Raw genomic sequence first — 17,481 nt, 5'->3', positions numbered from 1 at the left:
GAAATCAACCAGTTCTCGAGTGTCCGGATCGGAACGGGGTGAACTATGCGGAGCCGCCGACGATGCTCAGTCGCCGCTCCAGCAGGTTCGCGGTCGCCGCCATGAGCCGGATGCCGATCTCGTCGACGTGCCGTTGCCGCCAGTCCTCCAGCGGGGTGCCTTTCACCCACTGGTTGAACGAACCGAGCGCGGGGCCGCAGTGAATCTGGAAGTCGACCCTGGAGTCGGCCGAGCCCGCCATCGCGGCTCGCTGGCTGTGCCCGAAGTACCAGCGGAACACCAGGGCCATCTTGTACTTCGGGTTGTCCTCGGCCTGTTCGATCTCCTGCGGCGCGCGATCGGCGAAGTACTCCTTCGTCTCCTGCCAGACCTCGTCGAACGTCCGGTGGAAGTAGCGCCGCTCGATCAGACTCCTGGTGTCCTGCGGGATCTCGTCCAGTGACTCGTGCCTGCGGTACAACTCGTACAGCTTCCTGGCGCGAGCAGGGAAGAAGACACCTCGCTTGAGCACCTGCACCTGCGCACCGAGCTCGAACATGTCTCCTGCGGGTGCGTAGTCGGTGTCCTGCACGTTGATCTGCGCGAGCAGGTCCTTGGCAAGATCGCTCATCCCGGCCTCGACCGTGCACTGGTTGATGGAGCCGGTGAGGACGAAGTCGGCTCCGAGCAGGAAACCGGCCGCGGCCGCCTCCGGCGTGCCGATCCCCCCGGCGGCGCCGACGCCGATCGGGGTCGGGTACCCGTACTGGTCGACCATCCGGTCGCGCAGCCGCACCATGGTCGGGAACAGCACCAGCAGGCTGCCGCGATCCGTGTGCCCACCCGAGTCCGCCTCGACGCACAGATCGTCGGCCATCGGAACCCGCGCGGCCAGTGCCGCCTGCTCCGGGGTCACCACGCCCTGCTGTTCCAACTGGCCCACCAACCGGTCCGGTGGCGGGCACAGGAAGCTCTCCGCCACCTCCGGCCGGGACACCTTCGCGAGGATCCGGTTGGCGATGCGCACCTCGCCGTCGGTTCCCTTGGTGAGACCGTTGAGCCGGTAGCGCACCAGCGCCGGGGTGATGTTCATGAACGCCGAGGCCTCCATCGTCCGGACACCGCGGGCGAGAAGAACATCGACGGTCTCGTCCTCCGCCGAGGGAAAGGTGGGGTTGTGGACCAGGTTCACGCCGACCGGCGCCGTGGAAGGGAGTCGCGCGTGGATCTCGTCGATCGCCGACGCGATCGCCGCCGGCGCGAGACCGCCGCTGCCGAAGAAGGCGAGCAGCCCGGCACGCGCGGCGCGGACGACGAGATCCGTGGACGCGATCCCGCGGTACATCGAGCCGCAGACGTACGCGTACCGGGTCCGGTAGGTCTGCCGGAACGTGCTGCTGCCCAGCGATCGCGGGTCGAGGCCGCCGGTCTTCGACTCCGGTTGAACGGGAGTCGGCTGGACCGGAACATCCGGCGCGGCCCGCCTGATGTTGTCGATCATCTTGGTGAGCGCGGACCCCGGCCCGACCTCGGCGAAGTCGGTCACCCCCGAGGCCAGCAGATGCCGGACGCTCTGTTCCCAGCGCACCGGGCGCACCAGTTGCTCGCCGAGCAGCCGCCGGATGTCGGACTCGTCGTACTCTCGACCGGTGACGTTCGCGATCACCGGAACCGACAGCGAGCCGAACGTCACGGTTTCCAGGAACCGGTCGAAGTCGCGTCGCGCCGGCTCCATGTAGCGCGAGTGGAACGCGCCACCGACCCGCAGCGGAACATAACCACGCGCACCGGCTTCGGTGAAGGTCTCCCGAGCCTCGCGAACGAGGTCACGCGGTCCCGACAGCACCAGTTGGTCCGGCGCGTTGTAGTTGGCGACATCCAGCTCGGTCAGACCGTGTTCGTCGAGTAGCCGGCGGACGGCTTCCTCGTCGAGCCCGATGACTGCCGCCATCCCGCCGTCCACCATCTGCCCCATCAGTCTTCCGCGCTCCCGCACCAGGCGCAGGCCGGTGCCGAAGTCGAACGCGCCGGCGGCGAACAGTGCCGCGTACTCCCCCAGGCTGTGTCCGGCGAAGTAGTCCGCGCCGGGCCGGTCGTCCTCCGCGGCCGCGAGATACGCGAGGACAGAAACCGCGTAGATGGCCGGTTGCGTGAACTCGGTGTTGTCGAGCCGGCCATCCGGGTCCGCGGAACACAGCTCCGCGATCGAATAGCCGAGAATCTGGTCGGCGATCGAAACCAGGTCCGGAAATCGTTCGAACAGGCCGCTGCCCATGCCACGTGAATGCGCACCCTGCCCAGGAAAGACAACCGCTTTCATTCGCACTCCACTAGGTTTGCTCCGCACCGGCCTTCGGTTCCGGCCGAATTGCTTCCGCAACTCGCGGATCTTCTCGGTCTCCTTTCCGCGACCGAAGAACGGATCGATCAACCCCATCGCACGGGACCCCGACCCCGGTAGGACGTTGCGGCCGGCGAAGTTCGCCATCGTCGACGACGCACCGATGTCGAGATACAGCATCGGTTCTTCGCAATCCTCGAGACGGCGAATCGCCTGCCGAAAATCGATCGGGTCCCGTACCATGCGCCAGAAATGTTGCCGCTGAACGGTATCCAGGCGGTCACCGGTCGCACAGGAAACGAACGGGATCCTCGGCTGCCGGATCGAGAGGCCGGACAGCGCGGCGCCGTACGGCTCGGCCGCGACGTCCATCAGCGGCGAGTGGAACGGATACCGCACCGGCAACCGCTGGCAGACCACTCCGCGACCGCGCAGGATCTTCTCCTGCCGCGCCACCTCCGCCGGCGACCCGGACAGCACGAAGTGTTCGTCGGAGTAGACCGCGGCCAGCTCGAGTTCGCCGGGTACGGCCTGGTCCGAGGCCATCTGGCCGCTCCGACCTTGCACGCGGTAGTCGTCGACCCTGTCGAGGACGGAGATCATCCGGCCCTCCGGACAGTGCCGCTCGACCAGCCGCACCTGCTCCGCGATCGAGTACGCGAGTTCCTCGACGTCCAGGACGCCGGCCACGGTGGCCGCGGCGAACTCACCGAGGCTCGCTCCCAGCACGTATTCCGGCTCGATCCCCTCGGAACGCAGCAGTTCCACCAGGGAGAGCTCGATCATGAGGATTGCCGGGTGAGTGTGGTCGAAACGGTCGAATACGTGCGCCGACGTCCGATCTTCGCGATAGATTTCCGCGACCAGGTCGGGGAGCCCGAAACCAGCGAACAACCCGCTCAGAGATCGCATTTTCCGCGCGAACACCGGAGACGAGGAGTACAGTTCGCGTCCCATGCCGTAATATTGGGACCCCTGTCCGGAAAACATAAAGACCAAAGCAGGATTCACTGGCTGATCCCCTACGTCTTCCGCCCGGTGTCATTTCGAATGCGGTCGGCGCCGCCGCATCGCCGATCATGCGAGGGTCAACGGACACCGACCAACTGCACGCGAATGGCGATTTGGGTGTCTCGATGATTCTTCGACGTCGCCGCCCCAGGCGCCGGTCAGGTGCGAAAACCACAGACGAGACCGGGAGGCAGTGTGACACGGGGCAGATCTCGATGTCAACATCACCTTCGACGGCGGAGAATCACCACTTCGACCTCTGCGGGGATCGGACACGAGCGACACCGGAGGCCCGTGATCGCCGGCAAACCCCGGAGCCCTCTTGACTTCCGTGGCACCGCGATGTCACGCTCTCCCTCCTGACCGAGTTGTGCCTGCGCAACGATTATCCGCCCTCGGCCAGCTCTTGATCATCCCCTCGGCGACCGCGTGACAGAACCGTCGGTCGTCCTCACGGCACCGCCGACCGGACCGTTGGCATCCCCGGTGGACTTCACGACGAGACGACCGGTGACTCATCTCCGGTCGCCGGTTTCCGCGCTCCGCGGCAGGACAGAGACAGACGGTGAGACACTTTGACACACGCACCTGACACGATGCCCGGCTCCACACTGTCCGCCGATGTGTGCGTCGTCGGCGCCGGCATCATCGGCCTGTACAACGCGATCCAGTATGCGAAGCGTGGTTTCAGTGTCGCCCTCGTCGACGAGTTGACACCTCGATCGAAGAGCAACTACAAGGTCGGAGAGTCGCTTTTCGGTTCCAGCAACGCCTTCCTGCGGACGGTCTGCGATCTCGACGAGACCATCAGTGAGTCGTTCGTCAAGCGCGGTGTGTGGTTCACCTACGGCATGGAGGGGAGGCCGGCGTTCGACCGCAACGTCGCGGAGTTCGGCTTCCAGGGGGATCTGCCGCAACGCTGGCGCGACAGCATGACGGCCAAGAAGTTCGGGCGGGTGATGTTCGATGACGCGCAGATCGTGCGTCCGGAGATCGAGGCCAAGCTGCGTGCGCATCTTGACGACTTCCCGAAGATCACGTTTCTCGACCGCGGGCTCGTCCGGGACATCCAGCTCGGCGACGACACGACGAACCATCAGATCACCTGGCGGTCCCGGGACAACACCAGCACCGGGACGGTTCACGCGCGTTGGCTGATCGACTGTTCCGGCCGGGCACAGCTCATGGTGAAGAAGATGAACCACGACGTGCCACTCGACGACGGGTTCACCACCTCGGCCGTATGGGCCCAGTTCAGCGCTCCGTTCGACGAATCCGACGACCGATGGAACTTCGACTTCCCCGACGGCAGCACGATCCGCCGCGACCTGGACACCCTGCACCTGTGGGGAAACGGCTACTGGATCTGGATCATCCGGTTGGCAGGCAACCGGATCAGCGTGGGAGTGAGCTTCGACCGGAACCGACCGGAGTTCACCGGCAACATGCGTGACACGTTCTGGGAGGTCATCAAGCGCTACCCCGTGCTCGACTTCCTGACCGATGCGGAGATGCTCGACTTCGGTGCGTATCGCAAGGTCCAGCACATCACCGACACGTATGTCTCGGCGAAGCGCTATGCGATCGCCGGTGACGCGGCCTCGATCATCGACGCGTACTACAGCCAGGGAATGTCGCTGGCCATGGTCTATTCGTGGCATGCGGCGAACATCGCCGAACGCGACCTGCGGGACAAGGTGCTCGACACCGGGTACATCGATCACGTCAACCGGGCAGCCCTCGCCGACTGGCAGATCATGCGGGGCATGGTCAAGTACAAGTACGGCCCCGCCATGTCCGACAGCCGGTTCTTCATCCTCGATCACCTGCTGGACTACCTGATCTTCGGGGCGTTCCTCGCCGACCGGTTCCGGGTCGCCACCTGGCTGCACGAGACCGGCGGGTACACCGAGACCGAGTCGCCACGCGCACGGGAGCTCCGCCGGCGGCTCAGCCGCAGCTTCTCGCTGTCCCAGAGTTCCCCGTGGGGAAAGCTGGATCCGCTCGTCGTCGCCGAGAAGTTCGACCGGTACCGCGCCGGACTGTCCCGGCGCGCGCGGTGGCGTACCGCGCACGGCGTTCACCTCCGGCCGGCCACCGGAGTCATGCGGCCGGACGCTCCGGTTCCGGCCATCTGGCGGCTGCCGTTCCTGAATGTGCTGCGAAGGCCGCACATCACGCCGCCGGCGATCACCGAACCGGCGTTCATGTCGCCGGACCTGTCCGCGAGGCTGCCGTGGCTGCTCGCTCGATTCGGGTCGTTCCTGCTGCCGATCATCTGGCACGCGGTGGCGTACGACGTCGTGGACACCGGACTGCGCCGTGCTCGCCATGTGTTCACCGGATTCAGGTCCCGCCCGAAGTCTCCATCAGTTGATCGAGGATGAGGAAGCGCACCGATGACCGATCCCACCGTCGCAGACACCACCACCGAACAGTCGCCGGCATTCCCGATGTCACGCGAGTGCCCCATGCACCCGCCCGCACAGTACGCGACGCTGCGGGCCGAGCAGCCGGTCTCCCAAGTCACCCTGCCGACCGGTCAGACCGCGTGGCTGGTGACCCGGTACGAAGAGGTGCGAGCGCTGCTCACTGACTCGCGGACGAGTTCGGATCGCACCAGGCCGGGATTCCCGCTCACACTGCCGGTTCCTCCTGGTGCGCTCAAGCAGCTGAACCTGTCGCTGATCTCGATGGACCCGCCCGAGCATCCTGCGCACCGGCGCATGCTGATGCCGGAGTTCACGGTGAAGCGGATGCAGGTGCTGCGCCAGGGCATCCAGGAAATCGTGGACCAGCGGGTCGACGCGCTGCTCGCCGCGGGCCGTCCCGCGGACCTGGTCACCGAACTGTCGATGCCGGTGCCGTCACTGGTGATCTCCGAACTGCTCGGAATCCCCTACCCCGACCGCGAGTTCTTCCAGCCGATCTCCCAGCGCATCGTCGGCCGCGGCAACAGCCCGGAGGTCAGGGCGGCGGCGGGACAGGAGCTCGTCGCCTACCTCGGCGAGCTGGTCGTGGCCAAGGAGAAGGACCCGACCGACGACCTGCTCGGCCGCCTGATCGTGAAGAACCGCGACGAGGCGCTCATGTCCCGGGAGGACATCGCGAACCTGGCCCGGTTGCTGCTGATCGCCGGACACGTCACGAGCGCGGACATGATCTCACTCGGCACGCTGGCCCTGCTCGAGAATCCCGACCAGCTGGCGCTGCTCCGCGAAGAACCCGATCTCATCGGCAACGCGGTCGACGAGACGCTGCGCTATTTCGGCATCGCGGACATGTCGCGTGCGGTCGTGGAGGACATCGAGATCGGCGGCGTCGTGATGCGCAAGGGTGACGGGGTCATCTGTGTCTCCGTCGCGGCGAACTGGGACGGTGAGGTCTACCCGCACCCGGAGCGGTTCGACATCCGCCGCGGGGCCAAGCACCACGTCGCCTTCGGCCACGGCGCACACCAGTGCCTCGGCCAGCATCTGGCCAAACTGGAACTGGAGATCGTGTTCAGGACGCTGTTCTCCAGGGTGCCGACCCTGCGACTCGCCGCATCGGTCGACGAACTGCCCTTCAAGTACGACGCCAGTCTCTACGGCGTGTACAGCGTGCCCGTCACGTGGGACCCGGACACGAGCGATCAGAGGAGCTGACCGTGCGGATCCTCGCCGACCGGGACATCTGTGTCTCAGCGGGACAGTGCTTCTTCGTCGCACCAACGATATTCGACCAGGCCGAGGAGGACGGGCTGGTGGATCTGCTCGTCAACGAGGTGACGCCAGGAACCGAGGACGCCGTGCGGCAGGCGATCCAGCTCTGCCCGGCGCGCGCGCTGTCCGTCGAGGAGTAGCCACCGGCCCGTCGACAATGGCTTCCGTCCACAGTGGAATCCGGGTAACGGGAGAATCATCGTGGTCACTGAACAGCTCGATCCTGACCCGTCTGTGCCGGCGCGGCGGGCGCTGCGGGTGGCCATCGTCTACCTGATCGTCGTGGTGCTTCCCGTGCTCGCCGTGTATCTCGTGATCACGAACAACATCCGGGCTCCCGGCCCTGGACATGACAGTGGGCAGGCAACCGATTCCGTGTTCACGCTCGCACTGGCGATGCTGCTCGCGCTGCTCGCCGCGCACGGCCTTGGGTTGTTGTGCCAGCGATTCGGTCAACCACGCCTGGTCGGCGAAATGGCCGCGGGGATCGTGCTCGGTCCGTCCGTGCTCGGTGCGGTCGCGCCGAGCCTGCAGGTCGCGATCTTCACCCCGCAGGCGCTCGGCTTCATGGACGCGATCGCACAACTGGGCGTTGTCCTCTTCATGTTCGTCATCGGTCTGGAGCTGTCGCTGCCGACACTCCGCAGATCCGGTCCCATCTCGGTGATTGTCGGACACGGCACCATTGCCGGCCCCCTGCTGGCCGGTGTCCTGCTGGCGTTCGCGCTGCCCGCCGTGTTCCACCCGGCAGGGTTGTCCACCGGTGCGTTCGCGTTGTTCCTCGGCCTGGCACTGAGCGTCACCGCGTTACCGGTGTTGGCCAGGGTCCTCGACGAGTGCGGGCTGAACAACACCCGGATCGGCACGATCGGCCTCGGCAGCGCCGCGGTCTGCGATGTGACCGCGTGGCTGGTGCTCGCGGTGGTAGTGATCCTGGCGCGCGGCGGGACGTTGCTCTCGTTGGCGCGCACCGTTCTGTTGCTTGTCGCACTGGCGGTGCTGATGGCGGTCGTGGTGCGGCCGTTGCTGGCCCGCCTCGCGCGTGCCACGGACGATGGCAGGCTCGGCCCGGTGGCGCTGGTCCTGGCCTGCCTCGCCATGCTGGTTGCCGCGGCACTGGCCGCGGATGCCATTGGCGTGCACATGATCCTCGGTGCGCTGCTGGCCGGAATCATCACGCCGAGGTCGAGGACACTCCACGAGTTGTCCGGCTGGATCAAATCCACCCTGTCCTGGCTGCTGCTGCCGTTGTTTTTCGTGATGATCGGGCTGCGCATGGTCTTCAATGCGGCCAGTGGCTCCGACGAACTGGTTTTCTGCGTGCTCGTCGTGGTTGTCGCCATCGTCGTGAAATTCGCCGCCACCGGTGTCAGCGCCCGCGCGGCCGGGCTGAATACCCGGGACTCCGTCGATCTTTCCGTCATGATGAGCTGTCGCGGTGTCACCGAGTTGGTGATGCTGAACATCGGCCTGAGTCTCGGCCTGCTCACCGGCTTGCTGTTCAGCGTGTTGGTGGTCATGGCGGTGCTCAGCACCCTGATATCCAGCCTCATCCTCAAATGGCGCACCAAGCAGGTGCCCCCGACCGGACTCGAACCGACACTGAAGCGATTTTAGGTCGCCTGCCTCTGCCATTGAGCTCTTCCGCGTAACCGTTGTTGACTGTGGGTAGCGGTGGTCTGTGGCGGCGGTTGGCGACCCGCTGAATCCGTTGCTATACAACAGAAGAGCGCAGAACCCCGGTGTGAAGGTGGTCCTTCCGAGATCAACTTCATATATCATATAGAGGTCATGTGCTCCCCGCGCACGCGGGGCGGTCCCGCGTGGCAGGGCGGTGCCGACCCGGAGCGGTGGCCGTCCCCGCCCACGCGGGGTTGGTCCGACACCCGCTCCGGCTCGGACCGATTGGGACGGCGCGGCCGTCGGGTCGTGCTCGACCGCGTCAACCGTCGGCTCCGCACGACACCGAGAAACACGGTGAATCGGTGCCAGCCGGTAGGTGAAGGTCGGGCTGACCGGGTGCGCAGTTGAACCTTTCCATGCAGCAAGGCGTAGATCCCGACGGGAACATCGAGCCCAAAGAAGCGACCAAGGGAGTTTCCGATGGGAACCATCAGCGCCGGCGAAGGCAACTCGAGCTACATCCACGCGGGGCCGAGCGGGCTGCTCTTGCCGATCATCTGGCGGATCCTCAGCGCGCTGGCCCTCCTGGCGATGGGCGGGATCCATCTCTACCTCGTCCTCGACGGGGTAGGCGGCGTGCTGGGCGTCTTGTTCGTGCTCAACGCCATCGGCGGGCTGCTCCTGGCGATCGCGATGCTTGCCGCGCCGCGGCGGCTACTGCCGCTCGCGAGCGTCCTCGGCTTGTTGTTCATCGTGGGTACGCTGCTCGCGCTGGTGCTCGCGCTGACCGTCGGGCTCTTCGGGATAGCCGAGAAGCTCGACGGCCAACTGGTCCCGACGACGCTTGTCGTCGAGTCGATCGGCATCATCGTGCTCGCCGTGACGACCGCCCTGGCGTACCGCATGCAGCGCACGCGCCCCCGGCACGGCTGAGCGACGCCCGGGACGTGCCAGGCGACCGGTCAGCCGTTCCTCAGGCACACCACTTGGCGAACCGGTCGGTGGAGACCTACAGCCACGTCGCACCCGAGATCGAACACAACCTCATCCGCCGACTCGAACTCCGCTGGCGCCGCGCCAACCGCCCATCCCGACCACCCACCCAGCCGCCCCGTGCACCCCACACGGCTCCCGCGCGGCGCACCACACCGCACCGGCACGAGAACCCGAGACAGCAGACCGCATCACGCCCCGATCGCCAGCGCCAGTGCGGCACAAGGGGGGAAATTCCATCCCGAATTCCTCCTGCTCAGTGCACCACGATCAGCGACACCAATCCTTGGTGATCTTCGCGCACACAGAAGAACGGGTCTATCCCATGATCGGTGTTTCCGGCGTCGTTGATCAGAAGATTTCGGCGGCCGGCCAGCGGTCACCGAACGTGATAGCGAAGGCGTTGATCACGGGCTTCCACCGCAGCGTCCACCTGGCGCGGCCTGTCCCGGTGGGGTCCAGGCTGCGGGTCACAAGATACAGACACTTCATCGCGGGGCGGGTTCAACCGGTCAAGGCAACAGCCGGTGGTAGTGGGTTGGATAGTAGCTGGTCGAGGGCTTCTGCTGGAGTGCGCCAGGCGAGCCGTTTCCGTGGTCGTCGATTAAGTTCGCTGGCGACGAATTCGAGGTAGTCGCGGTGGTACCCGGAGAGGTCAGTTCCCTTGGGGAAGTACTGGACTGGAAAGCCGGAACCACAACGACGAGTCCGGCTCCCCGGCCCGCCGGCCGCGCCCGCCGCGCGGATGACTGTGTGTGGTCCTGTAGGTCGCGGCGGCAAGTCGGTGACGGACGGCGGTGCCCGGCAACGACAGCCGTGCCGGGCGCAAGGGCGTTCAGACGCAGCTGGTCTCGTCATCGCGTCTCCACAGTCCTTGCGGGGGATCGGCGTTCCTTCCCCGGCTCACCGTCGCAGGCTGCCGTGGGGCGGCGGGTACTCTCGATCTGTTTCCGCCGCGGTCCTCGGCTCGGCCGGGCGCCTCGCTGCCCAGTGGGCTGCCGGCGTCGGCCGTCGGGACTGGCATTGCATCAGATCTCGTGTGGCGACTGGGTGGGTCTCGGCGTGGCCTGAACCGCCGGCGCGTCGGCGCATCTCCTGTGCCGGGCCACGGCACGGTCAGCAGGTACTTGTCGCCCCCTGCCTGGTAACGCCTTCCACCGTCCACCGGCAGATGTGCCTGCTTCAGGCCCGCGCGTCATGGCGCGGAGGGTGACCGGTGCAATATGTCTGCTGCTGTTCCGGCCGGGGTGGCGGAGGGACCGTGTGGTCCAGCGGGAGGTGGGTATGTGATCAAACAGGATAGCCTGATGCCCGTGAGCAGGCCGGAGAACGCACAGGCGATGCGGAGGCTGACGCCACGTGGCGCCGCCACCCGCGCGCGCATCGTCGCGGCCGCCATCGAACTGATGTACGTGAAGGGCGTGAACGCGACCACGCTTGACGACGTTCGCGCCGCGAGCAACACCAGCAAGTCCCAGCTCTACGACCACTTCGCGGACAAGGAGCAGCTGGTTCGCGCCGTTGTGGAAGCGCGCGCGGAACAGATCCTGGAGCGTGAACGCGGCTACCTGCAGCGATTGAAGTCTTTCCGCGGGCTGACCCGCTGGCGCGACGCGCTGGTCCAGCGCAATGCGCTCCAGAACGGCGCGTATGGCTGCGGGCTCGGGTCGTTGGCCAGTGAGCTGGCCGACCAGGACGACAAGGCTCGCGCCACGCTCGCCGAGTCGTTCGCGGAGTGGGAGGGGCTGCTCGCCACCGGACTGCGCCGGATGCAGGATGGCGGCGTCCTCAAACGGGAGGCCGATCCCGAGAAGCTCGCCACCGGTCTGATGGCGGCCCTGCAAGGCGGCTACCTGCTCGCCGAGACCGCGCGCGACATCGCTCCTATGGAGGTCGCGCTCGACATGGCGCTCGACCATGTCAAATCGTTCCTCACCCCGTGAGCATGTGGGCTTGGACGTAGCCGAGGGCCATGTCCAGCGCCGTCTCGAGCCGTCGGACATCGCGGGTCGTCCGGGCGAGGAGCAGGCCACCCTGCAGCGCGGCCATCAGACCCTTGGCCAGCCTGCCAGGATCGGCGTCCGGTGACAGGCCGCCACTGTCCCGTGCGCGCGTGATCCCCGCCGCCAGCAGTGACTCCCAGGCCGTGAACCCAGCATGGACGGCCAGCCGCCTGCTCTCCTCACCATCGACGAGCAACTCGGCCAGGCTGCAGAGCGTGCAGACCGCGTAGTGGCACTCTCGTTCCTGGCGGACCACCTCGTCCCGCCACCGGACGAGGTCTCGTACAGAGCCCACGGACTTCAGCAGCGGCTCCTGCGTCGCCAGCAGGTCGTCGATTCTGGCTTGAACGGTCTCCGCGGTCGGAGCTTCGTCAGGAAGGCGGCAGTCCTGGCCATAGCGGTCCACATAGTCCACTATAAGCAATGATAGTCGCGGTAGACGCGACACCTCTGGACTACATGGTCCTCAAAAGTGGAGGAATGCTGCCCATGAACATGCAGGAACCGGTGGACTCGCTGGGGGAGGTCACCGTGACAACAACTGACAGCATGACGATGAAGGTCGGCGACGTGCGGGCATCGGCGCGGTTCGAGGCGCGGGCCGATGGTGAGCTGGTCGGGTTCACCACGTACCGGCACAACGAGGGCGCTACGTTCCTCGTGCACACGGTGACTGAGCCCGCGTGGCGCGGGCGCGGCATCGCGACGGCAATGACCTCGGCGGTGCTCGACCTCATCCACCGGGCCGGCCGCTCGGTCGTCCCCCGGTGCCCATTCGTCGCCGACTTCCTCGCAGGACACGAGGAGCTGCTGGGGCTGGTGCCGGCACAGCATCGGCACCTGGTCAAGCCGGCGTTCCGCCCCAGCTCCCAGGATCGTCCGACTACGCCGACCACAGACTGAGCGGCGATCCAGCGGGCCGAGCGCATAGCGAACAACTACCACCCAGGGGACTGATCTAGCGAGACCCCTGGGCGGAGCTTCACGCCTGGTGGTGTTCGGCGCTGATCATCCAGATGTACTTCTCCAGATCGTCGATGATCGCGTGAAGGAGGTCGGCGCTGGCGGGGTCGTCGGCGTCGACCTCGTCGTGCACCTGCCGCACCGTGGCGACCGTCGCGACCAGACGGTCGGTGACGAGCGACACGGCCTCCGAAGTGGACACCTCACCGGCGGGAAACTCCGGCAGTGTCGTCGTCGCCGTGACAGTGTCGGAGCGACCGTCGGGCACTGCGCGTACAGCGCGCATCCGCTCAGCGATTCAACTCGACGAGGTGATCGACACCGCACGCGAGGCCAGCGACACCATGCTTGCCCTGCAAGTGCAGTTCGATCAGGTCGACGAGCACGGATTGGAGGTTCCGCGCGAGCCGCTCGGGCCCAACGAATCGCAGGCCTTCGACGCCGCTGCGGCGTGACGAGGTGGCGGTGCTGGTCATGTAGGGCCGGTCTCCTTGGTTGGTGACGGCGTTCATGGGCTGTTCATGCGGTGTCGTCGCGGACGACGTGCACTGCGGCCTCCTCGGCGGCGGCCGCGGACCCGTCTACCCCGATGTCGCGCGCGTAGAGGTAGGCGTACGGGGTGTCTTCGTCGGCGCCTTCGACAAGGCGTCCGGCGCGGTCGACACCGACCTCGTCGTCGTAGAGTTCGCCGTCCGTGTCGCTGCTGTCACCGATCCCGTCGCCTTCATCGACTGCTGCGATGTCCGGAACCTCTCGGGCGAGCCGTCCTGCCAAAGGCTCGTGGCCTGACGCCTCGCGAGCCGTGACGCCCCAGTCGAAGACGGCGACCGGCCGCTCAGGTGGCGAGTAGCCCTCGTCAAGCACGTCGGCGACGCCGCGGTCCTCGAGGCTCTCGTCGGGTTCGAGCAGCCCGGAGTCGTTGTCGATGTCATCCCTCACTGCGGGGTCCCGGCAGAGAGGGGCACGCGCACAGACCGTGCGCCGCGCAGGTCCAGCCATGCATCGGTGGGCGTGCGAACGAGGCGGGCGAGGATCGACATGCATTCGGGGCAGCGGGAGACCAGTCCGGCGCCGTCGTAGACACGGGTCTCGGCGAACCGGCTGGCGTGGGCGCACTGCGCGCAGGTCAGCACGACAGTTGTGGCGTCGATGCCGAGCGCCTCGCTGAACGGGCCACCCGCACCGTTGCCGTCGATGTAGTCGCCGACGTGGTTGCCCTTTACGCCATAGATGTGGTCGCCGTCCGAGATCGTGCTCATCATCGTCCTCCGCTCGGTCCGAAGCGTTCAGTCCGGATGGTTCCGGGGTTCTGCCCTTGAGCCAGGAGGAGCACGGAAACCGTCTCGACGAAGCTGGTAGGGCCGCAGATGTAGGTGCGCGCGTCCATTCCGGGCGGACGTGCGGCGGCGAGGTCGTCCGGGCCGATCCGACCCGCCGGGCGGTTGGTGCCGAACGCTTTCCGGCTGAACAAGATCGTGACGTCCAGACCGGGACGGGACCGGAGCTCGGCGTCGTAATAGATGTCGGCTGGGGTGCGCACGGAGTAGAGGACAGTGAACGGTGGCGGATCTGTGACGCGCGCCCGTTGCCGGACCATGGCCATGATCGGAACGATGCCTGAGCCGCCCGCGACCAGGAGCACCGGTGTCGTCTCTGTACCCCGCCAGGTGAACCAACCGCCGATCGGTCCGCGCAACTCGAGTTGGTCGCCGACGGCCAGCTCGTCGACCAGGTAGGGGGGGACCTCACCACCAGGCACCCGCTGCACGGTCAGCTCGACACGGTCGCCATCGGCCGGGGCGGCGATGGAGTAACTGCGCTGCGCGCTGTACCCGTCGGGGGCGGTGAGCTTCACATCGACATGTTGTCCCGCGGCGTGGCCAGGCCAGCCGGGGACGTCGAACACGATCGTGCGCGCGGTGGGAGTCACCTCCCGGATTTCCGCAGCCGTCGCGACCAGCCAACCGAGACGCAGCCGAGCGATTGTTGCGGGTTCGGTCATCGGCTCAGTCGCCGGTGTAGCGCTGTTCGCGCCACGGGTCGCCGTAGTTGTGGTAGCCGAGCTGTTCCCAGAATCCGGGCTCGTCGTCGTGGAGAAGATCGATGCCCGTCACCCACTTCGCCGACTTCCAGAAGTAGAGATGCGGCACCAGCAGCCGCGCCGGGCCACCGTGCACACCCGCCAACTCTTCACCGTCGTAGCGGTAGGCGATCCACGCCTTGCCGTCGAGCAGGTCCTCCAACGGCAGATTCGTGGTGTAGCCGCCATAGGAACGAACCAGCGCGTAGTCGGCGGCTGTCTCGACTTTCTCGAACAGAGTGTCGAGCGAGACGCCCTCCCAGGTGGTGCCGAACTTCGACCACCTGGTCACGCAGTGGATGTCCACGGTCGGCTGCTCGGCCGGCAGAGCCATCAGCTCTCGCCATGTCCACGTGGTCTCCGCCCCGGTCTCCGCGCGGATGCTGAACCGCCACGCGTCGAGGGGAATACTCGGGGTTGGCCCGGCCTGCAGCACCGGGAAGTCCCGGGTCAAGTACTGGCCGGGAGGCAGGTCCGCAGCGGCACTCTCCCGGCGCCCCTGAAACCCCCTGCTGACGACACCCATCGACACCTCCTGAGTCGAAGCGAAGCATAACTGAACGAAAAGGTCCATTCCAGAACTCGGCTGTGCGCGATCAGCGTCGTCAACGTCCCAGACCGTACTCGCCTGGCAGAGGCTCAGCGCCAGTACTGAGCGTTCCCGAGGGGGCACCCCTGCATCAGCGGCAGCTAAGATGCCGCGTGAGTTGGACTGAGTGGTCCACCTCGGAGGGGAATCGTGCAAACCAACCTCGACCGGATCCGGGCGGAGATCATCGCTCATCAGTCCAACGCCTGGGCCCGCGACCTCGGCTACGAACCGATCTACTCCGTGGCATCGGCTGCCCGGGTCGCGCTCATCGGGCAGGCGCCCGGCCGAAAAGCCCAGGAGAGCGGCGAGCCGTGGAACGACGCCAGTGGCGTTAAGCTGCGTGCCTGGCTTGGCGTCGACGAAGAGCAGTTCTACGACCCGAACATGTTCGCGATCATCCCGATGGACTTCTACTACCCGGGCAAAGGCACTTCCGGTGATCTTCCGCCGCGCAAGGACTTCGCAGGCCTGTGGCACGAACGGATCCTCGGTGAGCTACCGGGCCTCGTCCTCACGATCCTGGTGGGCGGATACGCCCAGAAGTACCACCTGGGAGATCGGGTGAAGCCGAGCCTGACCGAGACCCTGCGTGCCTACGCGGAGTACCTGCCGTCCACAATCCCGCTGGTGCATCCGTCGCCGCTGAACTTCCGCTGGCAATCCAAGAACCCCTGGTTCGAGGCGGAGGTCGTCCCCGCATTGCGATCGCTGGTCACCAAGGCGATCACTGCCTAGTGCTGTGCGTGTCCCCAGGACCGTTTCGGCGGGTGAGTTCGTGGATCCTGGCCGGGGTGACGGCGAACCGTGAGCCGGCACTCGTCACGGCGATGACTTTCGCCACGCTTGCCTGTACGACGTCCCGTGGCAGCGACAACGCGGTGGCGATGTCCGCGTTGGACCAGCCTGTGGCGACGAGTCCGGCGATCGTCAGTTCGGCGGTATCCAACGAGGCGTCGGAGGCGGGGGCGGGCTCGTCGTCGAGATCAATGCCCCAACTCCGCAACGAGGACTCTGCCCTGCGGAGATCCCAGATGGCGTCCAGTTCGACGTACTGGGCAACCGCGCGGGGCGTCCTGTGACAGACGATGGCCGTGCCGGCACCTCGGGCACAGCACGCCTGCGTATGGACTGTATAGTCCACTACATCAGACCCGGGTTGCCCGTCGCCGGGCCGATGTCAGGAGGAGCAGATGGCTCTATCGCTGGAAGACCTGCACGTCGAAGATGGCGACGAGGTGGCTGTCGAACACATCCCCACGGCGCTGACGGCGGCAAGCCTTGCCTACGACGATGGCGCGACTCAGCGCTTCGAGTCGGGTGGTGACACCACATATGTGGAGCACGGCCGACCGACTCGAGGCGAGTGGTATCTGGACGACGACGGTCGCTTCTGGTCCTTCTGGCCGCCGAGCTACCGTGCCTGCTACGACCTGCGCTGGATCGTGAAAGACGGTAAGGTCGTCGGCCTGTCATTCATCGAGGTCGGTCGGCAGAGCCGGTTCGACGGCCGGTACCAGTGATCGCCCCCGCTACGCCCCCGGACCGATCAGTCGCTCCGGGCTGTGGGCCCGCTCCTCGACGGCCACGACCACCGCGTCGCGCCACCGGTAGAGATCTTCAAGCCGCCGCACGTTGCGGAGGGTGTGCCCCTGTCTCGCGAGGATCGCGGCGAATACGTCTTCAACGACCGCTTCGACCGAGTGGTCTGACTCCCACTCCGAGGAGAGGGTGATTCTGTCGCCGGACATGCCGCGACAGTACGTTCCGTGCGACCCAGACCTGCCCGGCGTTGGCCGATCGTGCGCAATACCTCGTCCTTTCGGTCAACAGCGCCGCAGCTGACGCGCGGCCGAAGGCAACTCCTGGTAGTCCAAGTCTGGTTCGTCCCCGTCCGCAGACGAGACTGTCCCGTCTGTCGCATTTGACATCAGCGTCAGCGGCGAGTGCAATGCGGACTATTCAGTCCACTTCAACTGGGTTGCCCTCGGGAGGGCGGCTCTGGAGGTGTTGCGGTGACGGCGGTAGCCCCGAAGCCGATTGCCACGCGGCCCTACCCGGCGCGTCCGGCTGCCAAGGGTTCGTACCTGCTGCAGCTGTTCCGGGAGACCGATCCGAAGAAGATCGGCGTGATGTACCTGGTCACGGCGTTCGCGTTCTTCATGATCGGCGGCGCGATGGCCATGCTCATCCGC

At 66.4% G+C, this 17,481-nt stretch carries 18 protein-coding genes, 1 tRNA gene and 3 pseudogenes; 10 read left to right on the top strand and 12 right to left on the bottom strand.

Translation table 11 applies throughout. The features are described from left to right. Positions 1–43: 43 nt before the first annotated feature. A complete protein-coding gene (fabD, locus tag GEV28_RS00110; protein WP_291407219.1) occupies positions 44–3,331 on the bottom strand; it encodes an ACP S-malonyltransferase in 3,288 nt (1,095 codons plus the stop codon). Between the two features lie 575 nt (positions 3,332–3,906). Here fabD and GEV28_RS00105 point away from each other — a divergent pair. The 4 genes from GEV28_RS00105 (at position 3,907) to GEV28_RS42025 (ending at position 8,652) form a co-directional block, all read left to right on the top strand. After that, positions 3,907–5,718: an NAD(P)/FAD-dependent oxidoreductase gene (locus tag GEV28_RS00105; protein WP_291407217.1), complete on the top strand. Its 1,812-nt coding sequence runs from the start codon at positions 3,907–3,909 to the stop codon at positions 5,716–5,718. Between the two features lie 12 nt (positions 5,719–5,730). Further along, a complete protein-coding gene (locus tag GEV28_RS00100; protein ID WP_291407215.1) occupies positions 5,731–6,978 on the top strand; it encodes a cytochrome P450 in 1,248 nt (415 codons plus the stop codon). 2 nt (positions 6,979–6,980) lie between these two features. Then, positions 6,981–7,175: a ferredoxin gene (locus GEV28_RS00095; RefSeq protein ID WP_291407213.1), complete on the top strand. Its 195-nt coding sequence runs from the start codon at positions 6,981–6,983 to the stop codon at positions 7,173–7,175. Between the two features lie 256 nt (positions 7,176–7,431). Further along, entirely contained in the window at positions 7,432–8,652 is a 1,221-nt protein-coding gene (locus tag GEV28_RS42025) for a cation:proton antiporter (RefSeq protein WP_367114994.1), read from the top strand. Here the strand turns inward: GEV28_RS42025 and GEV28_RS00085 are convergent. Continuing rightward, positions 8,615–8,676 (bottom strand) — tRNA-Leu (locus GEV28_RS00085). The genes GEV28_RS42025 and GEV28_RS00085 overlap by 38 nt on opposite strands. 462 nt (positions 8,677–9,138) lie before the next feature. Between GEV28_RS00085 and GEV28_RS00080 the strand changes: the two genes are divergently transcribed. Beyond that, a complete protein-coding gene (locus tag GEV28_RS00080; protein WP_291407211.1) occupies positions 9,139–9,591 on the top strand; it encodes a hypothetical protein in 453 nt (150 codons plus the stop codon). A 411-nt stretch (positions 9,592–10,002) separates the two neighbouring features. Here the strand turns inward: GEV28_RS00080 and GEV28_RS00075 are convergent. Together GEV28_RS00075 and GEV28_RS00070 are read right to left on the bottom strand one after the other, a co-directional pair. Continuing rightward, positions 10,003–10,152 (bottom strand): annotated as a pseudogene (locus tag GEV28_RS00075) (IS256 family transposase); the annotation flags it as partial. Positions 10,153–10,155: 3 nt separating this feature from the next. After that, positions 10,156–10,329: pseudogene (locus tag GEV28_RS00070) on the bottom strand (IS30 family transposase); the annotation flags it as partial. A 608-nt stretch (positions 10,330–10,937) separates the two neighbouring features. On the opposite strand from GEV28_RS00070, the gene GEV28_RS00065 reads away from it, so the two are divergent. After that, positions 10,938–11,594: a TetR/AcrR family transcriptional regulator gene (locus GEV28_RS00065; RefSeq protein WP_291407209.1), complete on the top strand. Its 657-nt coding sequence runs from the start codon at positions 10,938–10,940 to the stop codon at positions 11,592–11,594. Here the strand turns inward: GEV28_RS00065 and GEV28_RS00060 are convergent. After that, positions 11,584–12,060: a TetR family transcriptional regulator C-terminal domain-containing protein gene (locus GEV28_RS00060; RefSeq protein WP_291407207.1), complete on the bottom strand. Its 477-nt coding sequence runs from the start codon at positions 12,058–12,060 to the stop codon at positions 11,584–11,586. The two genes, GEV28_RS00065 and GEV28_RS00060, sit on opposite strands and share 11 nt — an antisense overlap. An 83-nt stretch (positions 12,061–12,143) precedes the next feature. On the opposite strand from GEV28_RS00060, the gene GEV28_RS00055 reads away from it, so the two are divergent. Next, positions 12,144–12,557: a GNAT family N-acetyltransferase gene (locus GEV28_RS00055; RefSeq protein WP_291407205.1), complete on the top strand. Its 414-nt coding sequence runs from the start codon at positions 12,144–12,146 to the stop codon at positions 12,555–12,557. 79 nt (positions 12,558–12,636) lie between these two features. Here GEV28_RS00055 and GEV28_RS00050 read toward each other — a convergent pair whose 3' ends face one another. From GEV28_RS00050 to GEV28_RS00025, 6 genes are read right to left on the bottom strand one after another with little or no spacing between them, the layout of a single operon-like run. Next, positions 12,637–12,903: a ferritin-like domain-containing protein gene (locus GEV28_RS00050; protein ID WP_291407203.1), complete on the bottom strand. Its 267-nt coding sequence runs from the start codon at positions 12,901–12,903 to the stop codon at positions 12,637–12,639. Between the two features lie 4 nt (positions 12,904–12,907). After that, positions 12,908–13,093: a hypothetical protein gene (locus GEV28_RS00045; protein ID WP_291407201.1), complete on the bottom strand. Its 186-nt coding sequence runs from the start codon at positions 13,091–13,093 to the stop codon at positions 12,908–12,910. Positions 13,094–13,136: 43 nt separating this feature from the next. Then, positions 13,137–13,556 carry a DUF5709 domain-containing protein gene (locus GEV28_RS00040; RefSeq protein WP_291407199.1) on the bottom strand — a complete coding sequence of 140 codons (420 nt, stop codon included), beginning with the start codon at positions 13,554–13,556 and terminating at the stop codon, positions 13,137–13,139. Continuing rightward, the gene (locus GEV28_RS00035; protein ID WP_291407197.1) at positions 13,553–13,879 is read right to left on the bottom strand and encodes a DUF6510 family protein; all 327 of its coding nucleotides are present in this window, start codon (positions 13,877–13,879) and stop codon (positions 13,553–13,555) included. The genes GEV28_RS00040 and GEV28_RS00035 overlap by 4 nt, the downstream gene beginning before the upstream one ends. Further along, complete coding sequence (locus GEV28_RS00030) at positions 13,876–14,619, bottom strand: ferredoxin reductase (protein WP_291407196.1); 744 nt, start codon at positions 14,617–14,619, stop codon at positions 13,876–13,878. The genes GEV28_RS00035 and GEV28_RS00030 overlap by 4 nt, the downstream gene beginning before the upstream one ends. 4 nt (positions 14,620–14,623) lie before the next feature. Continuing rightward, entirely contained in the window at positions 14,624–15,223 is a 600-nt protein-coding gene (locus GEV28_RS00025; RefSeq protein ID WP_291407194.1) for a sulfite oxidase-like oxidoreductase, read from the bottom strand. A 213-nt stretch (positions 15,224–15,436) separates the two neighbouring features. Between GEV28_RS00025 and GEV28_RS00020 the strand changes: the two genes are divergently transcribed. Both GEV28_RS00020 and GEV28_RS00015 read left to right on the top strand, forming a co-directional pair. After that, positions 15,437–16,024: a uracil-DNA glycosylase family protein gene (locus tag GEV28_RS00020; RefSeq protein ID WP_291407192.1), complete on the top strand. Its 588-nt coding sequence runs from the start codon at positions 15,437–15,439 to the stop codon at positions 16,022–16,024. Positions 16,025–16,479: 455 nt separating this feature from the next. Then, positions 16,480–16,809: a hypothetical protein gene (locus GEV28_RS00015; protein WP_291407189.1), complete on the top strand. Its 330-nt coding sequence runs from the start codon at positions 16,480–16,482 to the stop codon at positions 16,807–16,809. 9 nt (positions 16,810–16,818) lie between these two features. On the opposite strand, the gene GEV28_RS00010 is transcribed toward GEV28_RS00015, so the two are convergent. Next, a complete protein-coding gene (locus tag GEV28_RS00010) occupies positions 16,819–17,037 on the bottom strand; it encodes a hypothetical protein (RefSeq protein WP_291407187.1) in 219 nt (72 codons plus the stop codon). Between the two features lie 264 nt (positions 17,038–17,301). Between GEV28_RS00010 and GEV28_RS00005 the strand changes: the two are divergent. Continuing rightward, a pseudogene (locus GEV28_RS00005) lies at positions 17,302–17,481 on the top strand (cytochrome ubiquinol oxidase subunit I); the annotation flags it as partial.

It is taken from the genome of Actinophytocola sp. (assembly GCF_009379765.1).
Classification (GTDB): domain Bacteria; phylum Actinomycetota; class Actinomycetes; order Mycobacteriales; family Pseudonocardiaceae; genus Actinophytocola.
The sequence above is the reverse complement of the archived record's forward strand: the minus strand, read 5'-3'. Positions and strand labels throughout refer to the sequence as shown.

Bases quoted from the DNA above. Each gene is read 5' to 3' on its own strand.
- GEV28_RS00100 (WP_291407215.1), top strand. From the start codon at position 5,731: ATGACCGATCCCACCGTCGCAGACACCACCACCGAACAGTCGCCGGCA.
- GEV28_RS42025 (WP_367114994.1), top strand. From the start codon at position 7,432: ATGCTGCTCGCGCTGCTCGCCGCGCACGGCCTTGGGTTGTTGTGCCAG.
- GEV28_RS00080 (WP_291407211.1), top strand. From the start codon at position 9,139: ATGGGAACCATCAGCGCCGGCGAAGGCAACTCGAGCTACATCCACGCG.
- GEV28_RS00055 (WP_291407205.1), top strand. From the start codon at position 12,144: ATGAACATGCAGGAACCGGTGGACTCGCTGGGGGAGGTCACCGTGACA.
- GEV28_RS00050 (WP_291407203.1), bottom strand. From the start codon at position 12,903: ATGCGCGCTGTACGCGCAGTGCCCGACGGTCGCTCCGACACTGTCACG.
- GEV28_RS00045 (WP_291407201.1), bottom strand. From the start codon at position 13,093: ATGACCAGCACCGCCACCTCGTCACGCCGCAGCGGCGTCGAAGGCCTG.
- GEV28_RS00035 (WP_291407197.1), bottom strand. From the start codon at position 13,879: ATGATGAGCACGATCTCGGACGGCGACCACATCTATGGCGTAAAGGGC.
- GEV28_RS00030 (WP_291407196.1), bottom strand. From the start codon at position 14,619: ATGACCGAACCCGCAACAATCGCTCGGCTGCGTCTCGGTTGGCTGGTC.
- GEV28_RS00025 (WP_291407194.1), bottom strand. From the start codon at position 15,223: ATGGGTGTCGTCAGCAGGGGGTTTCAGGGGCGCCGGGAGAGTGCCGCT.
- GEV28_RS00015 (WP_291407189.1), top strand. From the start codon at position 16,480: ATGGCTCTATCGCTGGAAGACCTGCACGTCGAAGATGGCGACGAGGTG.
- GEV28_RS00010 (WP_291407187.1), bottom strand. From the start codon at position 17,037: ATGTCCGGCGACAGAATCACCCTCTCCTCGGAGTGGGAGTCAGACCAC.